The following is a 22690-nucleotide window of genomic DNA, read 5'->3' as shown; positions in this document are numbered from 1 at the left end:
GGGAGCACCCCATGAACCCGTCGATCCAGCCCGGCAGCATCGTCGTCGCCGCCGACGGCTCGAAGCACGCCGACCGGGCCCTGCTGTGGGCCGCCGCCCAGGCGCAGGCCGAGCACCGGCCGGTGGTCGTGGTCAGCGCCGACGAGGGCGACGTCCACGCCATCAACGCCGAGGCCGTACGCCGGGTGGCCGAGGCCGCCCCCGACGCCGAGGTCGTCGGCCTGACCGCGCCCGGCGACCCGCGCGGCGTCCTCGTCGAGCTGTCCACGGACGCCTCGATGATCGTCCTCGGCTCCCGGGGCCGCGGCACCGTGCGCAGCATGCTGCTCGGCTCGGTGAGCGCCGCGGTCAGCCGGCTCGCGCTGTGCCCCGTCGTCGTGTGCCGCCCGCCGGCCGAGGACGGCCCGGGCGCCGGCGTCCTGATCGGCGTCGACGGCACGCCCGAGTCCGGACCGGTGCTCGAGCTGGGCTTCGCCCACGCGGCGCTGCACGGGTGCCCGGTCACCGTCGTGCACTGCGTGTGGGACGTGATGGCCGCGGTGGCGGGCCTCCGCAACGTCCGGGTCGAGGACCTCGACCTCGGCGAGGGCGACGAGGCGCACCGGCTGCTCGCCGCGTCGGTGGCCGGCTTCCGGGAGAAGTACCCCGACGTCCCGGTGACCCTCCGGGTCACCCACGGCCTCGTCGACGAGGTCCTCGGCGGCCGCTCCGCCGCCTGGGACCTGGTCGTCGTCGGCCGGCACCCGCTCGACTCGGTCGGCCGGCTGGCCGTCGGCTCGATCGCGACCGCCGTGGTCGAGCGGGCCCGGACCACCGTCGCGGTGGTGCCGGTGCCGCGCGATCAGCCGCCCGGGTAGAGGTAGGGCGGGTTCGGCCGCTCGGTCGGCGCGACCTCCGCGTCGACGAGCGAGGGCAGGCCCTCGTCGTCCACGGCGAGCGTGCCGGTGACCCGGACCCAGGCGTTCTCCGCGAGGTCCGCGGCCGGCGTACCGGCCGCGGGCCGGACGTCGACCTGGGCGACCGTCGCGTCCACCACGCAGCAGGCCACCACGAACCGGGTCAGCCGGAAGCCTCCCTCGCCGGGCTCGGTCACGATCCCGACGAGGTCCACGGCCTCGCCGGCGCGCTCGGCGAGCGCCGCGCGGGTCTCGGCCGAGCCGGCCGCGGCGACGAGCTGCTGGAACGTCAGGGTCTCGCCCGCCCGGGGCGGCGCGACCGAGGCGAACGTCGCCGTCGAGTACGCCGAGCGGCGCTCCGCCGCGAACGACGACAGCGGGTCGATCGGGACCGCGACCACCAGCAGCACGGGCAGGATCCCGGCGACGCTGAGGCTCGCGGTCCGCCAGGAGGACGGCGGTCGCGGGCGGTGCCGGGCGGCGTACCCGTGGGCGAGGGCGGCGGCGCCGAACAGCAGCGCCGCGACCGGGACGATCCACGCGACCCGCGCGGCGAGGAACTCCGACCAGCGGCCGGAGACCTCCAGGTAGGCGAACAGGCCGGCCCAGGCGGCGAGCACGACGGTGAGCGGGGTAGGCATCCTCGACATGCTCGCGCTCACCACACCAGCAGCGCGGCTTGGAGCCACAGGCACAGGACCAGCGTCGTCACGGTGATCGTGACGACCAGGCGGCGGGCGTGGGCGGGGCCGAACGCGCCGACGTACATGGCGGTGAGCTTGGTGTCGAGCATCGGGCCGAACGCCAGGAAGGCCAGCTGGGCCGCCGGGCTGAACTGCACGAACGACGCGATGAAGAGGGCGTCGGACTCCGAGCACAGCGAGAGCACGTAGGCGAACACCATCATCGCCGGGATCGCGAGCAGCGTGGCGGTGGCGACGGTGTCGATGCTGCGCTGCGGGATGAACGTCTGGAGCGCGGCGGCGACGGCGGCGCCGATGAGCATGTACTTCATCATCGCCAGGAACTCGGCGCCGGTGTGCTCGGCCAGGCGGCGCGGGCGGCTCGGGTGGTCGTGCGTGCCGTGGTCGTGGTCACCGTGGTCGTGGCCGGAGGCGCCCGCCTGCGGCGCCGACGACGGCGCGAGCGGCCGGCGCTCCAGGGCCCGGGCCATCACCAGGCCGGTGACCACGGCGATGGTCAGCCCGAGCACCACCCGGCCGCCGACCATGAGCCCCTCGCTGGTCCGGCCGCGGAAGGCGAACCAGGTCGACAGGATCACCACCGGGTTGACGATCGGCGCGGCCAGCATGAAGGTGATCGCCGCCGACGGGGTCAGCCCGCGCAGCAGCAGCCGCCGGGCCACCGGTACCGAGCCGCACTCGCAGACCGGCAGCAGCAGTCCGCCGCAGCTGGCGACCGCGACCTGCGCGGCGCGCGGGGCCCGGGCCAGCCGGCCGAACGCCTCGACCGAGACGTAGACCTCGATCGCCGCCGAGACCGCGGCGCCGAGCAGCACGAACGGCACCGCCTCGACGAGCAGGCCGACGTACACGAGCAGGAAGTTGTTGAGCCAGCCGATCGCCGGCACGTCCACGCTCCGCAGCACGACGACGAGCGCGAGCGCCGCGCCGAGCAGCGGCCAGGTCGGGTCGACCCGCCGGGTCGCCGTCGGCTCGGCCGGCCGGTCCAGGACGGGGACGCGGACGTCGGTCATCGCGCACCCTCCGGGCGCCAGGTCGGCGAGATCTCGCAGGTACCGGGCGTCGCGGTGACGTTGCGCGCCGGGCCGGAGCCCGCCGCGACGTCCTGGACCCACACGTCGCAGTCACGGGTGAACGCGATCCGGTCCCCGTCGGGCGACCAGGTCGGCTCGTCGTCGGCCCGACCGTCGGTGACCCGCACCGGCGCCCGCCCCGGGACGACGGTCCAGATGCCGAGGCGGCCGGCCCCGGTGCCGGTGCCGGGCTTCCAGGCGAAGGCGATCCGGGTGCCGTCCGGCGACCAGCTCGGGTTGGCCGCGACGCCGTGGTCGACGACCCGGACGCTCCGCTCCCCCGTCCGTACGACGAGCGGCTGCCCGCAGCGCGCGCCCTCGCACGCGCCGGGCGCGACCACGTAGGCGAGCCGGGTCCCGTCCGGCGACCACGCCGGGTGGTAGGTCGCGCCGCGCTCGTAGACCGCGGTGCGCTGGTTGCCGCCCGCGGTCGAGACCCGGTCGATCGAGGTCGTCGAGCTGATGCCCGCGGCGCCGGAGGTCGCCTGCAGGGAGGCCTCGTAGTAGAGCTCGCCGGCCGAGCGGAAGGCGAGGTTCGAGGGCACCTGGGTGCCGGTGGTGACGGTCCGGACCTCGCCGTCGCCGGCGACCACGCGCACGGCGAGCTGGGTGCCGGTCACCGCGGCGTGCTCGCCGACGTAGGCGAGCTCGGTGCCGTCGGGCGACCAAGCCGGGTACATCCCGCGTCCGGTGGTGACCTCGACCCGGCCGGTGCCGTCGGGCGCGACCGCGGCGATCCGGAAGCCCGCGCCGTCGTTGGCGGCGAAGGCCAGGGCGGGCAGGTCCGCGGCGGCCACCTCGGCGCGCTCGGCCGGAGCGGAGGCCGACCTGGGTGAGGCGGCGGGGTCGGCAGGTCCGGCGTCATCGCCACGGGCCACGATCACCGCCGCCGGTACGGCGAGCAGCGCGACGAGCCCGCCGGCGAGGGCGGTCCGGTTCCAGTTGATCGGCATGCGAGGGGTCCCGTCTCGGGAGAGGAGAGGAGCGTCGTGGACGCGGGCCGCCACAGGGCGGTCCCGCGTCCACGACGCCGGGGTGGTGGAGGCCGGGCGGCTCAGCCCAGCGGGGTGGTGGGGCTGGTGTAGACGACCTTGCCGTCGAGCATCGTCAGCAGCACCTTGGTGTCGGAGATCTTCTCGGTGGGCACCACGAAGAGGTCCTGGTCGAGCACGATGAGGTCGGCGAGCTTGCCGGTCTCGATCGACCCGGTCCGGTCGTCCTGGTGCATCTGGAAGGCGACGCCGAGGGTCGACGCCTTGAGCGACTCGACGAGCGAGATGCCCTGCTCCGGGTTGAGCGCACCGGGGTAGATCGCCTTGGCCGCGCTGACCTCACCGGTCCGGTCGATCGCCGTCTCGATCTGGGTCCACGGCATCAGGTCGGTGACGGGCCAGTCCGAGCCGGCGGCGATGACGGCGCCCTCGTCGAGCAGCTCGCGGGCCGGGTAGAGGCGCGAGAGCAGCCGGTTCGGCAGGTAGCCCTGGATGCCGTTGGTCGACCACGCGTCGCGCTGGGCCCACTGCAGCGACATGCTCGCCACCACGTCGAGCTCCTTGAACCGGGCGATGTCCTCCTCGTTGACGAACTGCAGGTGCGTGATCGTGTGGCGCCGGTCCCAGGCGGGGTTCTGGGCCTTGATCCGCGCGTAGTTGTCGAGGGTGACCCGGGTCGAGCGGTTGCCGAGCGAGTGGACGTGGATGTTCCAGTGCGCCTTGTCGAGCGCGCTGAAGCCGACCTTGCCGTCCTCGCACGACGGCTCCTCGCCGCGCTTGTCGCCGGAGACCCAGTGCGGGTTCTGCGGCGTCCCGACGTTGACCCGGTAGGGCTGCTCCATCGCGGCGGTCTGGCCCGGGTACTCCGGGACGCCGTCGCAGAAGATCTTCACCGAGTCCACGCGCAGCTCACCGGGGCTGGCCGCGGCGGCGTACCCGTCGAACTCGTCGCGCAGGTCGTCGAGCCCGTCGATGATCGTGTCCGCCTCGGCCTGGTCGACACCACGGACGTTGGACGCCGACAGCGCCTGGTTGAGGTGCACGGTCAGCTTGCCCTCGTCGGCGAGCCGCTGCGCGTTGAGCAGGTCGGTCCGGCTGCCGCCGGGCCGCAGCACCTGGGTGATGCCGTAGCTGTTGGCGCGGGCGATGTTGGTCGCCAGCTGGTTGTAGTTGGCGTCGGGGGCGCTGGGCAGGCGCGGACCCCAGCTGGCGCTGAAGTCGGCGAACTGGCCGTTGGGGTAGCCGTCCTCACCGCGGCCGATGAAGCCGTCGGTCGGGTCGGGCGTGCTGGCGTCGAGACCGGCGTTCACGATCGCCTTGGTGTTCGTGTACGACTTGTGGCCGTCCATGTGGCTGACCGCGATCGGCCGCGTGGTGCCGGTGCCGAACGGGTCCTCGGCGGGGCTCTTGCTCAGCCGGTCGAGGATCGTGCGGTCCAGACGGGTGCCCTCGGGCAGCATGCCCTCGCCCATGAAGTTGTTGACGCTGAGCACGTAGTTGCTGTTGAGGTGGTCGGCCTGGTCGGCGCGCAGCAGGCAGTCCTTGATCTTGCCGAGGACCGTCTCGACGGTGCCGCCCTCGTAGCCGAGGTCGCACTGCTGGGTGCGGGCACCGTGCAGGTGGCCGTCACCGAGGCCGGGCATGAGGATCCGCCCGCCGAGGTCGATCACCCGGGTCTGGTCGTCGATCCGGCGCCGGGCCTGGAGGCTGCTGCCGACGTAGGCGATCTCGCCGTCGGTGACGGCGAGCGCGCGGGCGAAGGCGACGCCCTTGCCGCGGTACTGCAGGACCTTGCCGTTGAGGAAGACCGTGTCGGCGGCCGGGGTGATCGGCGGCAGGTCGCTGACCGGTCCGAGCTGGAGCGTCGTGCTCGCCTTGCGCGGCTTGGTGTTGGTGCCGCGCACGACGAAGGTGACCGGGCTGAACCCCTCGGCGGACTCGGGCAGGGTGAGCCGGACCGCGATCGTGCGGGCCTTCTTGGCTCCCAGCCTGCCCACGCGCAGGGCGGCGGGCTGGGCCACGACTCCCTGGGCGGTGCGCACCTCGAGGCGCACGCCGCGGGCCGCCGTACGGCCGGTGTTGCGGACCTTGACCCGCACCGTGGCCGACCCACCGGGCACGACCCGGACGTTCTTGGCACCGGGCACCGCGACCTTGAGGCCGGCCCGGGTCCCGCGCGGCCGAGCAGCCGGGGGGTGCTGCTCGGGGTGCGCGGCGACGGCCGCCTGCGGGGCACCGGGCGACGCAGCCGCCGGGGCCGGTCGGGCCGACGCGGTCAGCGTCGGCGTCGCGAGGAGCGCGAGCGCACTGAGCGCCGCTCCTGCGGACAAGGCTCGGAACCGGTACCTCGACCGGCCGTGAGCTTCGTGGACTCCCACCATCTTCCTCCGCTCTTCGAAACCGCCGGCTCGGCGGTTGCATGACCTTAGTCACACAAAACTGAACCGGTCAATAGGAATCTCTGAAGCGTCGCCAGTTTTGGGGACAGGCCGGCGCACCCCGCGGACGCGAGGCGTCGACGGGGTCCTCCGGCGGCGCCGGACGGCGCTCAGCGGTGCAGGCGCAGCGCCAGGAAGAGGTCCACCCGGTCGGCGGTCGAGGCCAGGCTGCGACCGGTCAGCTCCTCGACCCGCTTGAGCCGGTGGCGCAGCGTGTTGATGTGGACGTGGAGCTCGTCGGCGGTCTCCTGCCAGCGTCCGCCGTGGTCGAGGAAGGCGGTCAGGGTGCCGATCAGGTCGGTCCCGCGCTCGCCGTCCGCGGCGATGAGCCGGCCCAGGACGGCCTCGCCGGTGGCCCGCAGCAGGGCGGGGTCCTGGAGGTCGAGCAGCAGCGTCGGGCTCGCGAGCTGGTCGTGGGAGAGCCAGCCCGGCTGCCCGCGCGACTCCAGCGCCTCGACCGCCTTGCGGGCCTGCAGGATGCTCACCCGCAGCTCGTCGGCCGGGCCGTGCTGGCCCAGGCCCACATAGCCCTCCGTCGGTACGACGGTCGGCGGGCGTGCCGCCACCACGACGATCTCGCCGGGCCGCTCCACGACCAGGCTGCCCGGCTCGACCAGCGCCTCGACGTCGCGCAGCCCCAGCCCGCGGACCACGAGGGCCGCGACCTCGGCGCGCTGCGGGATGCCGAGCAGCTCGAGCCGGTGGGTGATCGCGGCCTGGTCGCCGCCGCCGGACTCGATCCAGTCGAGCACCTCGAGCGCGTAGCGCTGCTCGGTCGCCCGGATCGCGCGCTCCCGCTCGAGCTCGAGCGCCAGGAACGGCATCGCGGTCGAGACCGCCGCCTGGAGCCCGACGTCGAGCTGGGCCATCGCCTCGGGCAGCAGCAGCGAGGCGTCGGCGAGGCCGGCCCCGATGAGCGGCACCTCGTAGGACGGGTCGGGCTCGGAGCCGTGCACGACACCCTGGGAGCGCAGCGCCACCGGGCGCCCCAGCAGCCGGCCGAGCACGCGCAGCACCGATCCGGCGCCCCGCTCGGCGCGCAGCGCCGAGACCATGGCGGCGTGGTGGTCGAGCTGGCGGCGCAGCGGCGCCTCCCACTCGGTGCGCTTGCTCGCCACGAAGGCCTCGACGATCGCGACGAACGGCGTCGAGACGGGCGCGACGAAGCAGGTCAGGCCGCGCTCGGCGGCCGCCGCGACGACGTCCTCGGGCCAGGGCTCGTCGGGGCTGACCAGGCCGTAGCCCAGCGCGGCCGCGCCGGCCCCCGCGATCTCCTCGACGAAGTGGGCGGCCGTCGTCCCGCTGGAGCGCCACACGCCCGCGGTGAGCACGACCTCGCCGCCGCGCAGGAAGCGGCCGGGGTCGCTGACCTCGATGATGTGCACCCACCGCACCGGCAGGCCCAGGTTGCCCTCGACCTCGACGGCCAGGTCCAGGTCCGGGTCGCGGACCAGCTCCTCGACGAGCACGCTCAGCCGCCCTCGGGGCCCTGGCCGGCCAGGGCCACGAGCATCCGGTCGAGCGCGGAGCGGGCCTGCTCGCCGCTGGTCACCCCGGCCAGCCAGCGCTGGCTGAGCCCCTCGACCGCGCAGGTCAGCGCCTGGGCGACGAGGCCGGGCTCGAGGTCGCCGCGCAGCGAGCGGTCGACGATGCCGCGCAGGACGCCCACGGTGATCTGCTGGTCCCAGCCCGAGGTGACCCGCTCGAGCGTCGACTGCAGCTCGGGGAACTGGGTCGAGAGACTGGCCACCTCGTTCCACAGGATGTTGAGGTTGCGCACCGACGGGTCGTCGTCGAACTCCGCGCGCAGCGCCTGGTGCACGGCGTCGAAGCCCCGCCCGCCCGCGTCACCCTGGAGCAGGTTGATCGACGGCGCCTGCTCGTTGGCGTACTCCAGCGCCGCGGCCACGAGCGCCTCGCGGTTGGGGAAGTAGTAGTAGAGCAGCTGCGGGGTCACCTCGGCCGCCTCGGCGACGTCCTTGATGGCGAACGCGGTGATGCCCTGCTGCCCGACCACCTGGGCGGTCGCGGCCAGGATGCGCGCGCGGCTCGACGCCTCGGCGGGCGCGCTCACGCGGCACCGCCCGCGACCAGCGCCGGCACCATCGTCGAGACCAGCCGTACGGCGTCCGCCGGCGCCAGCGTGCCGGACAGCACGCGCTGGCGGACCCCGTCGGCCAGCGCGGTCAGCGTCTCGGCGGTCGCGAGGTCGGCCTCCGCAGCGGTCTCGCTCCCCCGCACCCGGGCGACGAGGCGCGCCACAACGGCTTCCCACAGCTCGGTCGAATGGCCCAGGGAGGCGCGCAGCTCGGGGTCGAAGACGGCGGCCTGGAGCCCCGCCGTGCGGACCCGGCCCCGCTCGTCGCCGCCGTCGGCGGGCAGCCCGATGTGGCGCTGGAGCTCCTCGACCAGGTGGGCCAGCGGGTCCCGCTCGCCCGGCGATCGCGGCTGCGAGGGGTAGCGCTCCAGGGCCTCGGCCAGTCCGGCCCGGACCAGCACCTGCCGGTTGGAGAAGTGGTAGTAGATGAGCCCCGTCGAGACGCCGGCGGCCTGGGCCACCGCGTCGATCCGCACACCGGCCGCGCCCTCCCGGGCGATCGCGGCGACCGTGGCGTCGAGGATCTGGGCTCGCGTCAGCTCGCGCTTCGACGCGGTCCGGGCGGTGGTCATGACGGCCATCGTAGGAGAACACCGGCCGTCCGCACCTCCCCTCGGCCCGAGAACCGCCTCCGCGCGCTCCGCGCAACTGAAGTCGTGCCCAGGTCAGCCCGTGGACTCGTTCAGTGCCCCGACGGGCACCGACACCTCCCCGACCGGGCTCGCGGAGCGCTGTCCGCGGGTCAGCAGGACGTAGGAGATCCCGCCGGTCAGGCCGGCCAGCAGCGGGCTCATGTCGATCCCCCCGGTGACCTCGATGAGCGGGCCGTGCCAGATGGTGGTGTCGACCGAGAGCAGCCCGACGACCGTGCCGAGCGCCCACGAGACGACCGCGGGGATCGAGAACCCGTGGGTGAACCAGTAGGCACCGCCGCGCGAGCGCCGGTTGAGGACCTGGAGCGCGTCGGCGTCGTACACGCCGCCGGAGCGGCGGAAGCCGATGAGGGTGATGACCGCCCACGGCGTACCGGCCGCGGTCATGAGCAGCACGAACGCGGTCACCGCGTCGGCGGCGTCCCAGAGGAAGTAGCCGGCGAAGACCAGACCGGTCGAGACGATCGAGGCGACGGTCGTCGCCTGGACCCGGCTCACCTTGGGCACGATGGCGTCGAGGTCGAGGCCCATCGAGTAGAGCAGCACGCCCGCGTTGCCGAAGGTGCCGAACAGGCCGTTGATCAGCAGCAGGACCAGGAACCACGACGGCGCCGCAGCGACCAGGCCGCCGACGTAGTCGTCGGCGTCGCGCGCCGCGAACGAGGTGAAGGTGCCGAACAGCTGGGCGATGAGGACACCGGCGATCATGCCGCCGGTCGAGGCGACCAGGACCCGCTTCTGGCTGTAGCGACGCGGCGAGACGTAGCGCGTGTAGTCGCCGAGCAGGGTGATGAACGCGATCGGGCCGGAGATGCCGACCGCGACGAAGACGAGCAGCCAGGTGGTCCAGAAGTCGCCCAGCAGGTAGCCGTCGTCCAGCACCGGGGCGGTGCTGAACTTCGGCGCGAAGGCGACCACGCCCGCGAGCATGAGCGCGGTCATGATGACCGCGAGGAAGGCGCTCATCTTGGCGAGCAGCTTGTAGCCGTAGATCGCGACGAGCACCGAGCCGATGGCGAGCACGACGTACCCGAGGGCGTAGGCGCCGTCGCCGCCCGGCGTGCCGAAGAGGCGCTCGAGCGGGCCGACCACGGCCGCGCCGCCCGTCCACACCGTCAGCGCGGCGTAGCCCAGCGAGAGGAGCAGGCCGATCCCCGAGCCGAGCAGCCGGCCGCGGACGCCGAACTGCGCGCCGCTGCTCGTCGAGAGGTTGGTCGCGGTCCGGAAGGAGACCAGCGCGAGGGGTGCCACGAGGAGGCAGCCGGCGAGCGTGCCGGCGACCTGGGCGGTCACGCTCTCCCAGAAGCTCAGCCCGAAGGTGGCCGGGAGCCAGCCGAAGATGACCACACCGAGGCACAGGTTCGAGCCGATGAGGATGTTGACGACATCGCGCGGCCGGCCGGTCCGGTCCTGGTCCGGGATGGTGTCGACGCCGTGCTGCTCGATGCCGATCGAGGAGTCGCTGTGCTCCGCCATGAGTGCTCCTTGCTCCGGTGAGTTCGCCTCATCGTGAGGCAGGTCACGTCGGCGTCGGGATAGAGCGAACCTCCAACGTCAGGCCCACTCGTGGTGGGAACCCACAAGGCTCCAGGCGTGGGCGGGCGTCGTACGGGACTGGTGACGCGCTCAGTGGACCACCCCGGCGGGCCACCTGACAGGCCCCGCCAGGCACGGCAGCACGACCTCCCGCGGACCCCTCGTCGAATATGAGTAGATCACTACAGTTAAGTCATGACTTCCCTCAGCACCGACCTCAACGGCGTCGACCTCGCGGCCGTCGGCAGCCTCGTCCAGGCCGTCCAGGCCGACCCCGCCGCCGCCCGGACGACGTGGGCCGCGCACGTGACCTGGAACGGCGCGTTCACCTCCGAGGCGAACGTCCGCTCGTTCGCGCCGATCCCCTCCGACGAGCCGCCCGCGCTCGGCGGCGGCGACACCGCACCCAACCCGGTCGAGCAGCTCCTCGGCGCGCTGGGCAACTGCCTCGCCGTCGGGTACGCCGCCAACGCCACCGTGGCCGGCATCGAGCTGCGCGACCTGCGGGTGGACCTGCGCGGTGACCTCGACCTCCACGTCTTCCTCGGGCTCGCCGAGGGCCACGCGGGCTTCGACGGCATCCGCGCCACCGTCACCATCGACTCCCCCGCGAGCCGCGCCGAGCTCGAGGCGCTGCACACCAAGGTGCTCGCCAGCTCGCCGGTCGGGCACACGCTGCGCAGCGCGGTCCCGGTCGAGGTCAGCCTGGGCTGAGCCTCAGCACCAGGCGTGGACGCCGCCCGGCGTCAGGTCGCGGTCGCGCATGACCACGCCCAACCGGTCGCCGTAGGCCGCGCAGGTGCGGCGGAAGTCGCGCCGGCGGTACTCCACGACCAGCACCCGGTCGCCGTACGACGCGACGTAGTCACCGCACTCGTCGTAGCGCCCGCACTGCTCGGCGATCGCGAAGTCGAAGCCCAGCCGCCGGCCGTCGAGCTCGGCCCAGTTCTTCTGGGCCACCGCGAGCCCGGCGGCATGGGCGCGGGCGGTGAGCAGGCGGGAGTACTTCTTGGCGTGGCGCGCCCGGACCAGGCCGTGGCTGCGGGAGAACGAGTCGAGGTTGTCGAGCTCGACGCCGTCGTAGCCGGCGCGGGCGCAGCCGTCGATCCAGCGCCCGACGATCGCGGCCAGGCGCTGGCGCTTGGCCGGGGTGCGCAGGTCGAGGAGCCACTCGCCCCAGGCCTCGTCGACGACCGGGCGCCCGCCCTGGCGCAGCACCAGCCCCGGGCGCTTGCGCCAGAACCGCCGCTCGTCGGGCTGGGTCTGGAAGCCGTTGACGTAGCAGATGTTGTAGACGCCCGGCGCCGGCGCGGCGCGCCGGTCGCGGACCACCACGCCCACGTTGGGCGCGGGCGTCGCGACGCCGCCGAGCTGGTAGTCGGGGTCGACGCCGCCGGGTGGGGGCGTGACCGTGGGTCCGGACCCGAGCGCGATCACCAGGCCGAGGACCAGTGCGGGGAGCATCAGTGGATCTGCGTCCGCCAGTCGGCCGGCACCCGGCCCTGCGGCCCGGGCGCGGGCTGGTCGTCGGGGTGGCTCGTCGGCGCGGCGAGCGCCGGGCCGTCGTAGTAGTCGTTGCTGGCGTAGTCCCAGAACCAGTCCTCACCCGGCTCGTAGGACTGGATGAGCGGGTGCCCGCTCGCGCGGAAGTGCGCCGACGCGTGCTGGCGCGGCGAGGAGTCGCAGCAGCCGACGTGCCCGCAGGCCGCGCACCGGCGCAGGTGGACCCACCACCCGTCGGCGGCGGTGCACTCGGCGCAGCCGGGGCCGCTGGGCGGGATGTCGGTGGCGATCGCGGGGGTCTCGTCGGCCATGCGCCCGAATCTACGCCGTCCCCGGTGCCGGCCACGAGCGCCACGGCGTGCGCGGCGTGGCTCCGTGGTCGGGATCGACGCCGACGACCCGGCCGCCGGCGGGGAGGTCGACCGTGACGTGCTTGGCCTCCGCGTCGACGTGCCCGTGCTCGGCGAGCGCGGGACCGAGCCGCCAGGCCCCGCGCTCCCAGTCGTAGGACGACGAGTGGCCGTGCACCTGGTCGACCGGCGCGGGCTCCTCGGCCTCGGCCCACGAGACGAGCAGCTCGCTCGCGGCGGCGGCCCACAGCGGCCCGGCCAGCGGGTCCGGGTCGCGGCCCTGGAGCAGGCAGCCGGCCCGGAACAGCGCGGGGTCGTCGGCCTGGGCGAGCGCACCCAGCGCGTCGGCGATCTCGCCGGCCGAGCCGGGGGCGCCGAGCACCTCGCGCCAGAACCCCCGGGTCAGCCCGGCATGGGTGACCAGGACGCCCGTGGGCAGCACGGTCGCGGGCACCATGAGCCCCTCGCGCCACCAGGCCCCGATCCGGTCGGCCGCGGTCGGGTCGAGCGGCGTGGGCCACTGGAACGCAGCCGGGCGGACGTACTGCGCCTCGTGGTTGCCGATGAGCTGGACCCAGCGCCCCGGCTGGCGGCGCAGGTAGCCGTCGACCTGGCGGACCACCTCCTCGGAGTCGGGGCCGCGGTGCACGAGGTCGCCCACCTGGACGACGACGAGGTCGTCCGGGATCGGTCCGCGCCCCTCGTCGGGCACCCCGAGCCGGGCGAGCTCGGCGCGCAGCGCCCCGGCATGGCCGCCGACGTCGCCGATCACCGCGTGGCGGGTGCTCATCGCGACCACGACTCGGGGTCGTCGTACAGGGAGAGGTTGTCGAGGCGGCGCTGCACCGCGGCGATCTCGCGCACCGCGCGGGTGATGATGCTGCGGTCGATCGCGGAGACCGCGGTGAGGTCGACCCGGTCGCCGGGCGCGACGCCCTGCTCGACCTGGCGCAGCTGGTGGCGCAGCCGGATCCGCTGGAGCACCTCGAAGACCTCGACCAGCGCGAGCGCCTGGGGCGCCGGGAGCACCGTCGACCCGGCCGCGGCGCGGAGCCGCTCGGTGGTCGGCAGCGCGGACGAGCCGACGCTGAGGGCCGCCCAGCGCGCGAGGTTGACGATGGGCAGCAGCGCGTGGTCCTTGAGGTCGAAGCCGGTCCGGCGCCCCGACAGCACGTCGCGCAGCGAGCGCAGCCGGGCCCGCCGCGCGAGCGACTCCTGGAGCAGCAGCCGCATCGTGCCCGGGTGCCCGCGCAGCCCGGCGACGACCCCGGTGACCGCGGGCAGCCCGGGATCGCCGTAGATCGGGCGGCCGTCGACGAGCAGCGAGGTCATCATCGCGCCGTTGTTGCGGGCCGGCGCGGCGAGCCACTGGCGTCCGGCGGCCCGCCAGGCGGCGTTGGTCCGGGCGAAGAGCGGCCGGGCCGCGGTGGCGCCGTGCCGGTCGCTGGTCAGGCCCGCGGCGGCCAGGCCGTCGACCACCTCGGCGAACACGTGCCGGTAGCGGACGATGTCGTCGGCGCTCACCCGGTCGTCGAAGGCCGCCGCGGAGTCGATGTCCGAGCTCGGCACCGCCTCGCCGCGACCGTTGCTGCCGAGCGCGAGCCAGGTGAAGGCGTCCGGGTCGAGCGCGGGGTGCCGAGCGAAGACGAGCTCGACCATGCGTCGTACGGTCGTGTCGAGCAGGGCGGTGTGCACCGTGATCACCTTGGTCGAGGCCAGTCCCCCGTCGAGCAGCGAGGCGAGGACGCCGGGGATGCCGCGAGCCCGCTCCTGGAGCTCCTCCACCGACGCCGCGCGGCGCAGCTGCTCGTGCAGCGAGACGCCGGCGGTGGTCGACGACACCACGAAGTCGCGCGGCTCGACCGCGCCGCGCAGCGTCCCGTCGCGGTCGACGACGAGCACGTAGTCGGCGCGCCGGTCGAGCAGCAGGATCAGCGCCGCCGCGGCCGACTCGCCGCTCACCACCTGGTCGGGCGTCTCCCCCGTGACGAGGTCGCCGACGGCGGTCTCGGCGGTGACGTCACCGGCCAGCACCCGCTCGCGCAGCATCCGGTCGGTGACGATCCCCCAGCCGCCGTCGAGCTCGACGGCGGCGTAACCGTGGTCGGCCGCGGTCATCCGCCGCGCCACGTCGACCACCCGCTCGCCGGGGGCCGCGACGACCGGACGGCTCACGACCAGCTCGTCCACGACGACGTACGCCGGGGAGTCGGTCGCGGGCGGCCCCGCCAGCACCTCCGGTACGACGACCGGCCGGTCCCCCGCGAGCAGCTCCGAGACCCGGGCGGCTGGCAGCCGCAGCAGCGTCACCGGCCCCAAGGCGACCGCCAGCGGCCCGATCGCGCGGCCGGTCAGCGTGGCGTCGAGCCCGAACACGTCCCCCGGCCCGAGCACCAGGTCCGGCACGTCCGTGGCGCTCTCCGGCTCGACCCACAGCCCGACCTTGCCGGCCCGGATCACGTGGACGTGGCGCGGCATCGCGGTGAAGGCGTCGAGCAGCACCTCACCGTCCTCGTGCTCGACCACCCGCCCGCTGCGGGCGAGGTCGGTCAGCTCGTCCTCGCCGAGCCGGTCGAAGGGCGGCGTCGCGGCCAGCGTCGCGACCGCCTCCGGGACCACGGCCACGGCTCAGGCCGTGCCCGGCGTCGGCGGGTCCGGGAGGTCGTACCCGGAGCCGCCCACGGACTCGTCGAGCGCGGCCCGCCACGACCCGTCGTCGATGTACTGCTTCAGCGCGGCGTCGACCTTCGCGACCAGCGCGGTGTCGCCCTTGCGCACGCCGATGCCGTAGCGCTCGTCGGTGAACCCGTCGCCGACGACCTTGAGCTTGCCGCGGTAGCGGTCCTCGCTCGCGTAGCCCGCGAGGATCAGGTCGTCGGTCGTGACCGCGTCGACCTTGCCGTCGAGCAGCGCCTCGACGCAGGCCGAGTAGCGCGGGTACTCCTTGAGCGTGATGTCGCCCTTGTAGTGCTCGCGGACGTACTCCGAGGACGTGGTGCCCGTCACCGAGCAGAGCACCCGGTCGTGAAGCGTCTTGGGGCCGGTGATCTCGGTGTCGTTGCGCCGGATCAGCAGGTCCTGGTGGGCGACGAAGTAGGGACCGGCGAAGTCGACCTGCTGCTTGCGCTCGTCGGTGATCGAGTAGGTCGCGACAACGAGGTCGGCCTGGCCGCTGGTGAGCAGCTCCTCGCGGTCGGCGGGATCGGCACGGACCCAGGTGATGTCGTCGTCGTCGACGCCGAGCGCCTCGGCGACGTAGGTGGCGGTGTCGACGTCGAAGCCGCTGTAGTCGTCGCCGTCCTTGAACCCGACGCCCGGCTCGTCGTACGAGATGCCGATGGTGAGCTTGCCGCCCGCCTCGGCGCCCTCGACGAGGTCGGGCTTCTTGATCTCGCCGCTGTCGCCGCACGCGGCGAGGCCGGTGCCGAGCAGGGCGGCGAGCACGACACCACAGGTACCGCGGCGCAGGGTCGGGGCGGGCATCACACGTCCTCCCGTCCGGTGGCGGGCAAGGGTTCCTCGTCGACGTACCGGGGGCCGTCGTCGGTCCAGACCGACTGCATCCGGCCGCCGGTGTTGGCGATCACCTGGGGCCGCACGACCAGCCAGCCGATGCCCAGCACGAGCGCGATCACCGGGATGCCGATGACCACGACGAGGAAGTTCGTCTTCTCCCAGAAGTACGGCGAGGCCTGCCACCCGGAGATGGCCATGCCCACGATCACCAGTCCCAGGAAGACCAGCCCGGCGATCGACGTCCACGGCGACAGGGGTGCCTGGAACGGGCTGGGTGGGATGACGCCGCGGTCGGAGAGCCGCCGCAGCCGGATCTGGCACAGGAAGATCGAGGCCCAGGTGAACACCACCCCGATCGCCGCCGCCTCGAGCGCGATCTCGAAGGCGTGCTCGGCGACCGCGTTGAGCAGCGCGCCGAAGACGTAGACCACCGAGGTCATCACGATGCCGGCCCACGGGACGCCCGAGGAGCTCATGCTCAGCGTGAACGACGGCGCCTGCTTGGACATGCCGAGGCTGCGCAGCACCCGCCCGGTCGAGTAGAGCCCGGAGTTGAGGCTCGACATCGCCGCGATGATGAGGATCATCTGGATCGCCGCGCCCATCCAGTTGAGCCCGAGCCGGTCGAAGACCGTGACGAACGGGCTGATCCCGGGCACGAACTCGCTGGTCGGCAGCATCGAGACCAGCAGCAGGATCGAGCCGCAGTAGAACACCGCGATCCGCATGATCACCGCGTTGACGGCCTTGGGCACCTCGCGCTCGGCGTCCTCCATCTCGCCCGCGGCGACACCGACCATCTCGATCGCGGCGTACGCGAAGATCACGCCCGACATCACCAGGATGGGTCCGTACCACTCGAAGCCGCCGGAGGTCGGCCAGAAGCCGCCCGGGTTGCTCCACAGGTTCTGGAAGCCCGCCTCGTGACCACCGATGTCGAAGCGGCCGATCACGACGACCAGGCCGACCACGAGGAAGACCACGATCGCGGCGACCTTGAGGATCGCGGCCCAGAACTCGAACTCGCCGAACGCCCGCGCCGAGAGCAGGTTGATCACCAGCACCACGGCCAGCGCGACGAGCACGGTGATCCACTTCGGCAGGTCCGGGAACCAGTACTGCATGTAGAGACCCACCGCGGAGAGCTCCGCGATGCCGGTGAGCGCCCAGTTGAGCCAGTACATCCAGCCGGTGACGTACGCCGCGCCCTCGCCGTAGAACTCGCGCATGTAGGACACGAACGCACCCGACGTCGCCCGGTGCAGCACCAGCTCACCGAGCGCCCGCATCAGGAAGTAGGCGATCATCCCGACGAACGCATAGCTGAACAGCAACGCCGGTCCGGTGCTGTGCAGCCTGCTGGCCGAGCCGAGGAACAGGCCGGTGCCGATGGCCCCGCCGATCGCGATCATCTGGACGTGCCTGCGGCCGAGCGTCTGCTTGTAGCCGACCTGCTCGGCGTCGAGCGCCGACGGGGCGCCTTCCACTGCTGTCATGCGCACACTCCCTAGGGACGGCACCGGCCCCGAGTGGCCGGCGCACAAGTCGCGTCCGCGCATCGTCCACCCACGACGCGCCGCATGACAAGGAGTCACCCGGCGCGTCGGACGATCACCAGGGTGAGGGCTCGTAGTCCTTGACGAAGCAGCCGTAGAGGTCCTCGCCCGCCTCGCCGCGCACGATCGGGTCGTAGACCCGCGCCGCGCCGTCGACCAGGTCGAGCGGCGCGTGCCACCCCTCGGCCGCGATCCGCAGCTTCTCGTGGTGCGGCCGCTCGTCGGTGATCCAGCCCGTGTCGACGGCCGTCATCAGGATCTTGTCGGTCTCGAACATCTCGCCCGACGACGTCCGGGTCATCATGTTGAGCGCGGCCTTGGCCATGTTGGTGTGCGGGTGCCCCGCCCCCTTGTAGCGCCTCGAGAACTGCCCCTCCATCGCCGAGACGTTGACGATGTAGGCCCGCCGCGCGCCGTTCTGGACCGCGGCCCGCAGCGCCGGGCGCAGCCGGGAGTTGATGAGGAACGGCGCGATCGAGTTGCAGAACTGCACCTCCAGCAGCTCCAGCGGGTCGACCTCGTCGAGCACCTGGGTCCAGGAGTTGTTGTCCTGGATGTCGGGGATCAGCCCGCCCGCGTCGATCGCCGTCCCGGCCAGGTGCTGCTCCAGCGAGGCGTTGCCCGCCTTGAGCGCCAGCGCGGTCAGCGACGCCGCGTTGTGCGCCGCCACCGCCGCCTCCGCCGACTCACCGTCGTGGTGGGCCACCGCGGTCGTCGACAGCGCGCCCGCGATCGCCGCGGGGTGGGCCTCGGAGATCCGGTCGAAGGTGACCATCTCGGGCAGTGCCTTGACGCCCAGCGACTCGGCGGTCGGGAGTGCCGCGTTCTCGCCGTCGATGAGGTGGGAGTAGGCGCCGGGGAGGCGTCGTACGGTCTGGCAGGCGTTGTTGACGATGATGTCGAGCGGCCCGTCGGCCGCGACGTCGTCGGTCAGCGAGATCACCTGGGTGGGATCGCGCAGGTCGATCCCCACCACCTTGAGCCGGTGCAGCCAGTCGGCGGAGTCCTCCATCGCGGCGAAGCGCCGTACGGCGTCCTTGGGGAAGCGCGTCGTGATCGTCGTGTGCGCCCCGTCGCGCAGCAGCCGCAGCGCGATGTACATCCCGATCTTGGCCCGCCCGCCCGTCAGCAGCGCCCGCTTGCCCGTCAGGTCCGTGCGCTGGTCGCGCTTGGCATGGCTCATCGCCGCGCACCGCGGGCACAACCAGTGGTAGAACGCGTCGACGAGCGTGAAGTCCTCCTTGCAGATGTAGCACCCGCGCGCCGTGATCAGCTCCCCCGCGAACGCCCCCTGCGCCGTCGACACCAACGGGATCCCCGCCGTCTCGTCATCGATCCGCATCGCCGACCCGGTCGCCGTCTTCTCGATGATCTCCTGGTCGTGCTTCTGCCGCTCCATCCGGATCTCGGCCCGCCGCGCCCGCTTGATCATCTTGTACATGTACGACGCCGCCCGCTTCACGGTGCGGATGTCATCGTGGTCCGGCGGCAGCTGCGGCAGCTGCCCCAGGACCTTGAGGGCGATCGCGAGCTCGTCGGGGTCGATCCCGCTCAGCTGCTCGGAGGGGTCGACGAAGTACGGGCTGGGCACTGCCGAATCGTACGTGCGGTTCAGCCCAGGCCATGGATCAGGCCCGCGACCAGCGGATGCACCGGCACCTCACCCGCCACCTGCGCCCGCAGCCCGGCCTCGCTCGCCGCGACCACCGTGGTCTCCTCGAACTCGGGCTCGACGCCGTGGACGACGGCGCCGTCCGTCGTACGGGTGGCTAGGTAGGCGTACGCCCCCTCCACCGACATCAGCACCACCCGGTGCCCCCGCCAGAACTCCCGGATCGCGGCCTCCTCGGCGGCGCTCCCGGCGGCCTCGAGGCTCATCTGCTCGAAGGCATCCGGCCCGAAGGCGGCATCGGCAGGCTCCTCATCAGCCCCCACGAACCAGACCACAGGATCCACGGGGCCGACGATAGGCGCCGAGGTGGCGGCCGGCTAAGCGCGGCCGCCACCGCAACCAAGCTCACCAGCCAGCCAACCCAGCAACCTCGGCGCAGCAACCCCGCGACCTCGACCCAGAAACCAAGCAACCTCGGCGCCGGAACCCCGCGCCCTCGGCGGCCGCCAGCCCCACCCCGCGTTGACCCGGCCCCCGCAGCCTCCTAGGCTCAGCGACGCACAACTGAACATCGCGCTGTTCGAACCCCAGCGGGAGAGTCTCCGTCCCACGAGGACGGGGCGCCGAAGGAGCAAATCTCCCCAAGAATCTCTCAGGCACCCTGACCGCTGGGACGAGGCGAACTCTGGAAAGTCGGACCGGATCCACCGGTCCGCACCCACGGTGCAAGCCGTCCGACCGGACGGTGAAGCTCTCAGGTAGCGATGACAGAGCGGGGAGGCAACCCAGCCACGAGCGCGGCGCGAGCCGGCTCTCCACGAGGAAGCCTCCCAAATGACCACGACCCCCGCAGGGACCCCGCAGGACGCTCCGCCGAGCACGCCGCGGCTCACCCCGCTGCACGAGGTGCACCGCGCGCTCGGTGCGTCGTTCACCGACTTCGCGGGCTGGCAGATGCCGGTCCGGTACGGCTCGGAGACCGCCGAGCACCGCGCCGTCCGTACGACGGCCGGACTCTTCGACCTGACCCACATGGGCGAGATCGAGCTGAGCGGGCCCGGGGCCGGCGCCGCGCTCGACCGGGCGCTGGTGGGCCGGCCGTCGGCGATCGGTGTCGGCCGGGCGCGCTACTCCATGATCTGTGCCGAGGACGGCGGGATCATCGACGACCTGGTCGTCTACCGGCTCGCCGACGAGCACTTCCTGGTCGTCGCCAACGCGAGCAATGTCGCCGTGGTGGCGCCCGAGCTCGCCGCCCGCGCCCAGGGGTACGACGTCGAGGTCCGCGACACCTCGGCCGACTGGGCGCTGCTGGCGGTCCAGGGTCCTGCGTCGGCGGAGATCCTGGCCGGGCTGACCGAGCTGCACGTCCCCGACCTCAAGTACTACGCGATCGACGCCGGCACGGTCGCCGGGATCGACGTGCTGCTGGCCCGAACCGGCTACACCGGCGAGGACGGCTTCGAGGTCTACTGCAAGCCGGACGACGCCGCGGCGATCTGGGCGGCGCTCAGCGAGGCCGGCCAGGCGCACGGCCTGGTCCCGGCGGGCCTGGCGTGCCGCGACACGCTGCGGCTCGAGGCGGGCATGCCGCTCTACGGTCACGAGCTCGACCGGGAGACGACGCCCTTCGAGGCGAACCTCGGGCGGGTCGTCGTCCTCGACAAGCCCGAGGGCTTCGTCGGCGACGCCGCGCTGGCACGGCGCAAGGAGGAGGGTCCGCAGCGCGTGCTCGTCGGCCTGGTCTCGTCCGGCCGGCGCTCGCCGCGGGCCGGCTACCCGGTGCACGACCCGGCGACCGGTGCCGAGGTCGGCATCGTCACGAGCGGCTCGCCCTCCCCCACGCTGGAGAAGCCGATCGCGATGGCCTACGTGCCGCCGGCGCTGGCCGAGCCGGGTACCCGCCTGGCCGTGTCCCTGCGCGGCACCCTCGAGGACGCCGAGGTCGTCGCGCTCCCGTTCTACACCCGCACCCGCTGAGCCCAGCCCACGACTTCCAGGAGATCACCATGACCAACCCCACGAACCTCCAGTACACCGCCGAGCACGAGTGGGTCGCCCTCGACGGCGACCTCGCCAAGGTCGGCGTGACCGCCTACGCCGCCGACGCACTCGGCGACGTCGTGTACGTCGACCTCCCCCAGGTCGGCGCCTCCGTCACCGCCGGCGAGTCCTGCGGCGAGCTCGAGTCCACCAAGTCCGTCAGCGACCTCTACGCCCCGGTCACCGGCGAGGTCGTCGAGGTCAACGACGCCGTCGACGCCGACCCGAGCCTGGTCAACAGCGACCCGTTCGGCGCCGGCTGGCTGTTCGTCGTCAAGGTCACCGCGCCCGGCGAGCTGATCGACGCCGCGGCCTACGAAGCCCTCCTGGACGCCTGATGGGCCCGGCCGTGCTCGACCAGTCCCTCGCCGCCTTCGACCCCGACGTCCACGCGGCGATCACCGCCGAGCTCGCCCGCCAGCAGGGCACGCTCGAGCTCATCGCGTCCGAGAACTTCGCCCCCGTCGCGGTGATGGAGGCGCAGGGCTCGGTCCTGACCAACAAGTACGCCGAGGGCTACCCCGGCCGCCGCTACTACGGCGGCTGCGAGCACGTCGACGTCATCGAGCAGCTCGCGATCGACCGGGTCAAGGACCTCTTCGGAGCCGAGGCCGCTAACGTGCAGCCGCACTCCGGCGCCCAGGCCAACGCGGCCGCGATGTTCGCGCTGCTCGATCCCGGCGACACGATCCTCGGGCTCGACCTGGCGCACGGTGGGCACCTGACCCACGGCATGCGGCTCAACTTCTCCGGCAAGCTCTACGACGTCGTCGCCTACCACGTCGACCCGGCCGACTTCCGGGTCGACATGGCCGAGGTCGAGCGGCTCGCCGTGCTCCACGAGCCCAAGCTGATCGTGGCCGGCTGGTCGGCGTACCCGCGCCAGCTCGACTTCGCCGAGTTCCGCCGGATCGCCGACCTCGTGGGCGCCTACCTGATGGTCGACATGGCCCACTTCGCGGGACTCGTCGCGACCGGCCTGCACCCGAGCCCGGTCCCCTACGCCGACATCGTCACCACGACGACGCACAAGACCCTCGGCGGACCGCGTGGCGGCGTCATCCTCAGCAAGGCCGCGCTGGCCAAGAAGATCAACAGCGCGGTCTTCCCCGGTCAGCAGGGCGGACCGCTGGAGCACGTCGTCGCGGCCAAGGCCGTGGCCTTCAAGATGGCCGCGTCGCCGGAGTTCAAGGAGCGCCAGGAGCGCACGCTCGAGGGCGCCCGGATCATCGCCGAGCGGCTCACCCGGCCCGACGTGGTCGAGGCGGGCGTCTCGGTGCTGACCGGCGGCACCGAGGTCCACCTCGTGCTCGTCGACCTGCGCGACTCCGAGCTCGACGGCCAGCAGGCCGAGGACCGGCTCCACGGCATCGGGCTGACGGTCAACCGCAACGCGGTCCCGTTCGACCCGCGCCCGCCGATGGTCACCTCCGGCCTGCGGATCGGTACGCCGGCCCTCGCCACCCGCGGCTTCGGCGCGGAGGCCTTCGCCGAGGTCGCCGACGTGATCGCCGAGGCGCTCAAGCCGTCGTACGACGAGGGCACCGCGGCCAAGCTCCGCGACCGGGTGGCGGCGCTGGCCGCCGCGCACCCGCTCTACCCGGGGCTGTCGTGACCGCGGTCGTGCCGGAGGGGCGCAAGCTCCTCCGGCTGGAGGCCCGCAACGCCGAGACCCCCATCGAGCGCAAGCCGTCCTGGATCAAGACCAAGGCGAAGATGG

Annotated in this window: 21 protein-coding genes, 1 pseudogene and 1 riboswitch; of the genes and pseudogenes, 6 read left to right on the top strand and 16 right to left on the bottom strand. The window is 73.2% G+C overall.

Annotated elements, in window-relative coordinates; translation table 11 throughout:
* The first annotated feature begins 11 nt into the window (after nucleotides 1–11).
* Nucleotides 12–857: a universal stress protein gene (locus tag CCO04_RS04560; RefSeq protein WP_215812938.1), complete on the top strand. Its 846-nt coding sequence runs from the start codon at nucleotides 12–14 to the stop codon at nucleotides 855–857.
* Here CCO04_RS04560 and CCO04_RS04555 read toward each other — a convergent pair.
* The 8 genes from CCO04_RS04555 to CCO04_RS04520 all read right to left on the bottom strand — a co-directional run bounded on the left by CCO04_RS04555 (nucleotide 842) and on the right by CCO04_RS04520 (nucleotide 10330).
* A complete protein-coding gene (locus CCO04_RS04555) occupies nucleotides 842–1537 on the bottom strand; it encodes a hypothetical protein (protein ID WP_215812937.1) in 696 nt (231 codons plus the stop codon). The genes CCO04_RS04560 and CCO04_RS04555 overlap by 16 nt on opposite strands.
* A 17-nt stretch (nucleotides 1538–1554) precedes the next feature.
* Nucleotides 1555–2613, bottom strand: coding sequence for a permease (locus tag CCO04_RS04550; protein WP_215812936.1), 1059 nt, complete (start codon nucleotides 2611–2613; stop codon nucleotides 1555–1557).
* Entirely contained in the window at nucleotides 2610–3626 is a 1017-nt protein-coding gene (locus CCO04_RS04545) for a DPP IV N-terminal domain-containing protein (protein WP_215812935.1), read from the bottom strand. Before CCO04_RS04545 ends, CCO04_RS04550 begins: the two co-directional genes overlap by 4 nt.
* Before the next feature lie 101 nt (nucleotides 3627–3727).
* On the bottom strand, nucleotides 3728–5995 hold the full coding sequence (locus CCO04_RS04540; RefSeq protein ID WP_215812934.1) for an amidohydrolase: 2268 nt from the start codon (nucleotides 5993–5995) through the stop codon (nucleotides 3728–3730).
* 218 nt (nucleotides 5996–6213) lie between these two features.
* Nucleotides 6214–7572, bottom strand: a complete 1359-nt coding sequence (locus CCO04_RS04535; RefSeq protein ID WP_215812933.1) for a helix-turn-helix domain-containing protein — start codon at nucleotides 7570–7572, stop codon at nucleotides 6214–6216.
* A gap of 2 nt (nucleotides 7573–7574) precedes the next feature.
* Nucleotides 7575–8177, bottom strand: coding sequence for a TetR/AcrR family transcriptional regulator (locus tag CCO04_RS04530; protein ID WP_215812932.1), 603 nt, complete (start codon nucleotides 8175–8177; stop codon nucleotides 7575–7577).
* Nucleotides 8174–8773: a TetR/AcrR family transcriptional regulator gene (locus CCO04_RS04525; RefSeq protein ID WP_215812931.1), complete on the bottom strand. Its 600-nt coding sequence runs from the start codon at nucleotides 8771–8773 to the stop codon at nucleotides 8174–8176. The genes CCO04_RS04530 and CCO04_RS04525 overlap by 4 nt, the downstream gene beginning before the upstream one ends.
* 93 nt (nucleotides 8774–8866) lie before the next feature.
* Complete coding sequence (locus tag CCO04_RS04520; RefSeq protein ID WP_215812930.1) at nucleotides 8867–10330, bottom strand: cytosine permease; 1464 nt, start codon at nucleotides 10328–10330, stop codon at nucleotides 8867–8869.
* A 255-nt stretch (nucleotides 10331–10585) separates the two neighbouring features.
* On the opposite strand from CCO04_RS04520, the gene CCO04_RS04515 reads away from it, so the two are divergent.
* Nucleotides 10586–11104, top strand: a complete 519-nt coding sequence (locus CCO04_RS04515; protein ID WP_215812929.1) for an OsmC family protein — start codon at nucleotides 10586–10588, stop codon at nucleotides 11102–11104.
* A gap of 3 nt (nucleotides 11105–11107) precedes the next feature.
* On the opposite strand, the gene CCO04_RS04510 is transcribed toward CCO04_RS04515, so the two are convergent.
* From CCO04_RS04510 to CCO04_RS04475, 8 genes are all read right to left on the bottom strand, one after another.
* Nucleotides 11108–11854, bottom strand: a complete 747-nt coding sequence (locus CCO04_RS04510) for an endo alpha-1,4 polygalactosaminidase (protein ID WP_215812928.1) — start codon at nucleotides 11852–11854, stop codon at nucleotides 11108–11110.
* Entirely contained in the window at nucleotides 11854–12204 is a 351-nt protein-coding gene (locus CCO04_RS04505; protein WP_215812927.1) for a UBP-type zinc finger domain-containing protein, read from the bottom strand. The genes CCO04_RS04510 and CCO04_RS04505 overlap by 1 nt, the downstream gene beginning before the upstream one ends.
* A 10-nt stretch (nucleotides 12205–12214) precedes the next feature.
* The gene (locus tag CCO04_RS04500; protein ID WP_215812926.1) at nucleotides 12215–13033 is read right to left on the bottom strand and encodes a metallophosphoesterase; all 819 of its coding nucleotides are present in this window, start codon (nucleotides 13031–13033) and stop codon (nucleotides 12215–12217) included.
* Nucleotides 13030–14868, bottom strand: a complete 1839-nt coding sequence (locus tag CCO04_RS04495) for a putative nucleotidyltransferase substrate binding domain-containing protein (RefSeq protein WP_215812925.1) — start codon at nucleotides 14866–14868, stop codon at nucleotides 13030–13032. Before CCO04_RS04495 ends, CCO04_RS04500 begins: the two co-directional genes overlap by 4 nt.
* A gap of 3 nt (nucleotides 14869–14871) precedes the next feature.
* On the bottom strand, nucleotides 14872–15726 hold the full coding sequence (locus CCO04_RS04490; protein ID WP_252372782.1) for a glutamate ABC transporter substrate-binding protein: 855 nt from the start codon (nucleotides 15724–15726) through the stop codon (nucleotides 14872–14874).
* Complete coding sequence (locus CCO04_RS04485) at nucleotides 15726–17255, bottom strand: amino acid permease (RefSeq protein WP_215812924.1); 1530 nt, start codon at nucleotides 17253–17255, stop codon at nucleotides 15726–15728. The genes CCO04_RS04490 and CCO04_RS04485 overlap by 1 nt, the downstream gene beginning before the upstream one ends.
* Nucleotides 17256–17370: 115 nt before the next feature.
* Nucleotides 17371–18906, bottom strand: coding sequence for an SDR family NAD(P)-dependent oxidoreductase (locus CCO04_RS04480; RefSeq protein ID WP_257751528.1), 1536 nt, complete (start codon nucleotides 18904–18906; stop codon nucleotides 17371–17373).
* Between the two features lie 20 nt (nucleotides 18907–18926).
* On the bottom strand, nucleotides 18927–19271 hold the full coding sequence (locus tag CCO04_RS04475) for a hypothetical protein (protein WP_215812923.1): 345 nt from the start codon (nucleotides 19269–19271) through the stop codon (nucleotides 18927–18929).
* 237 nt (nucleotides 19272–19508) lie between these two features.
* Nucleotides 19509–19605, top strand: a riboswitch (glycine riboswitch).
* Nucleotides 19606–19761: 156 nt separating this feature from the next.
* On the opposite strand from CCO04_RS04475, the gene gcvT reads away from it, so the two are divergent.
* The 4 genes and pseudogenes from gcvT to CCO04_RS28310 all read left to right on the top strand — a co-directional run.
* Nucleotides 19762–20907, top strand: a complete 1146-nt coding sequence (gene gcvT, locus CCO04_RS04470; protein ID WP_215812922.1) for a glycine cleavage system aminomethyltransferase GcvT — start codon at nucleotides 19762–19764, stop codon at nucleotides 20905–20907.
* A gap of 29 nt (nucleotides 20908–20936) precedes the next feature.
* Nucleotides 20937–21308 (top strand): glycine cleavage system protein GcvH, encoded by a 372-nt coding sequence (gene gcvH / locus CCO04_RS04465; protein ID WP_215812921.1) that lies wholly within the window; start codon nucleotides 20937–20939, stop codon nucleotides 21306–21308.
* An 11-nt stretch (nucleotides 21309–21319) separates the two neighbouring features.
* Nucleotides 21320–22585 (top strand): serine hydroxymethyltransferase, encoded by a 1266-nt coding sequence (glyA, locus tag CCO04_RS04460; protein ID WP_374196954.1) that lies wholly within the window; start codon nucleotides 21320–21322, stop codon nucleotides 22583–22585.
* Nucleotides 22582–22690 (top strand): annotated as a pseudogene (locus tag CCO04_RS28310) (lipoyl synthase); the annotation flags it as partial. The gene glyA and the pseudogene CCO04_RS28310, both read left to right, overlap by 4 nt.

The organism is Pimelobacter sp. 30-1 (assembly GCF_018831735.1).
Classification (GTDB): domain Bacteria; phylum Actinomycetota; class Actinomycetes; order Propionibacteriales; family Nocardioidaceae; genus Nocardioides.
Note: the sequence above shows the minus strand (reverse complement) of the source record. Positions and strands in the feature narration are given on the sequence as shown.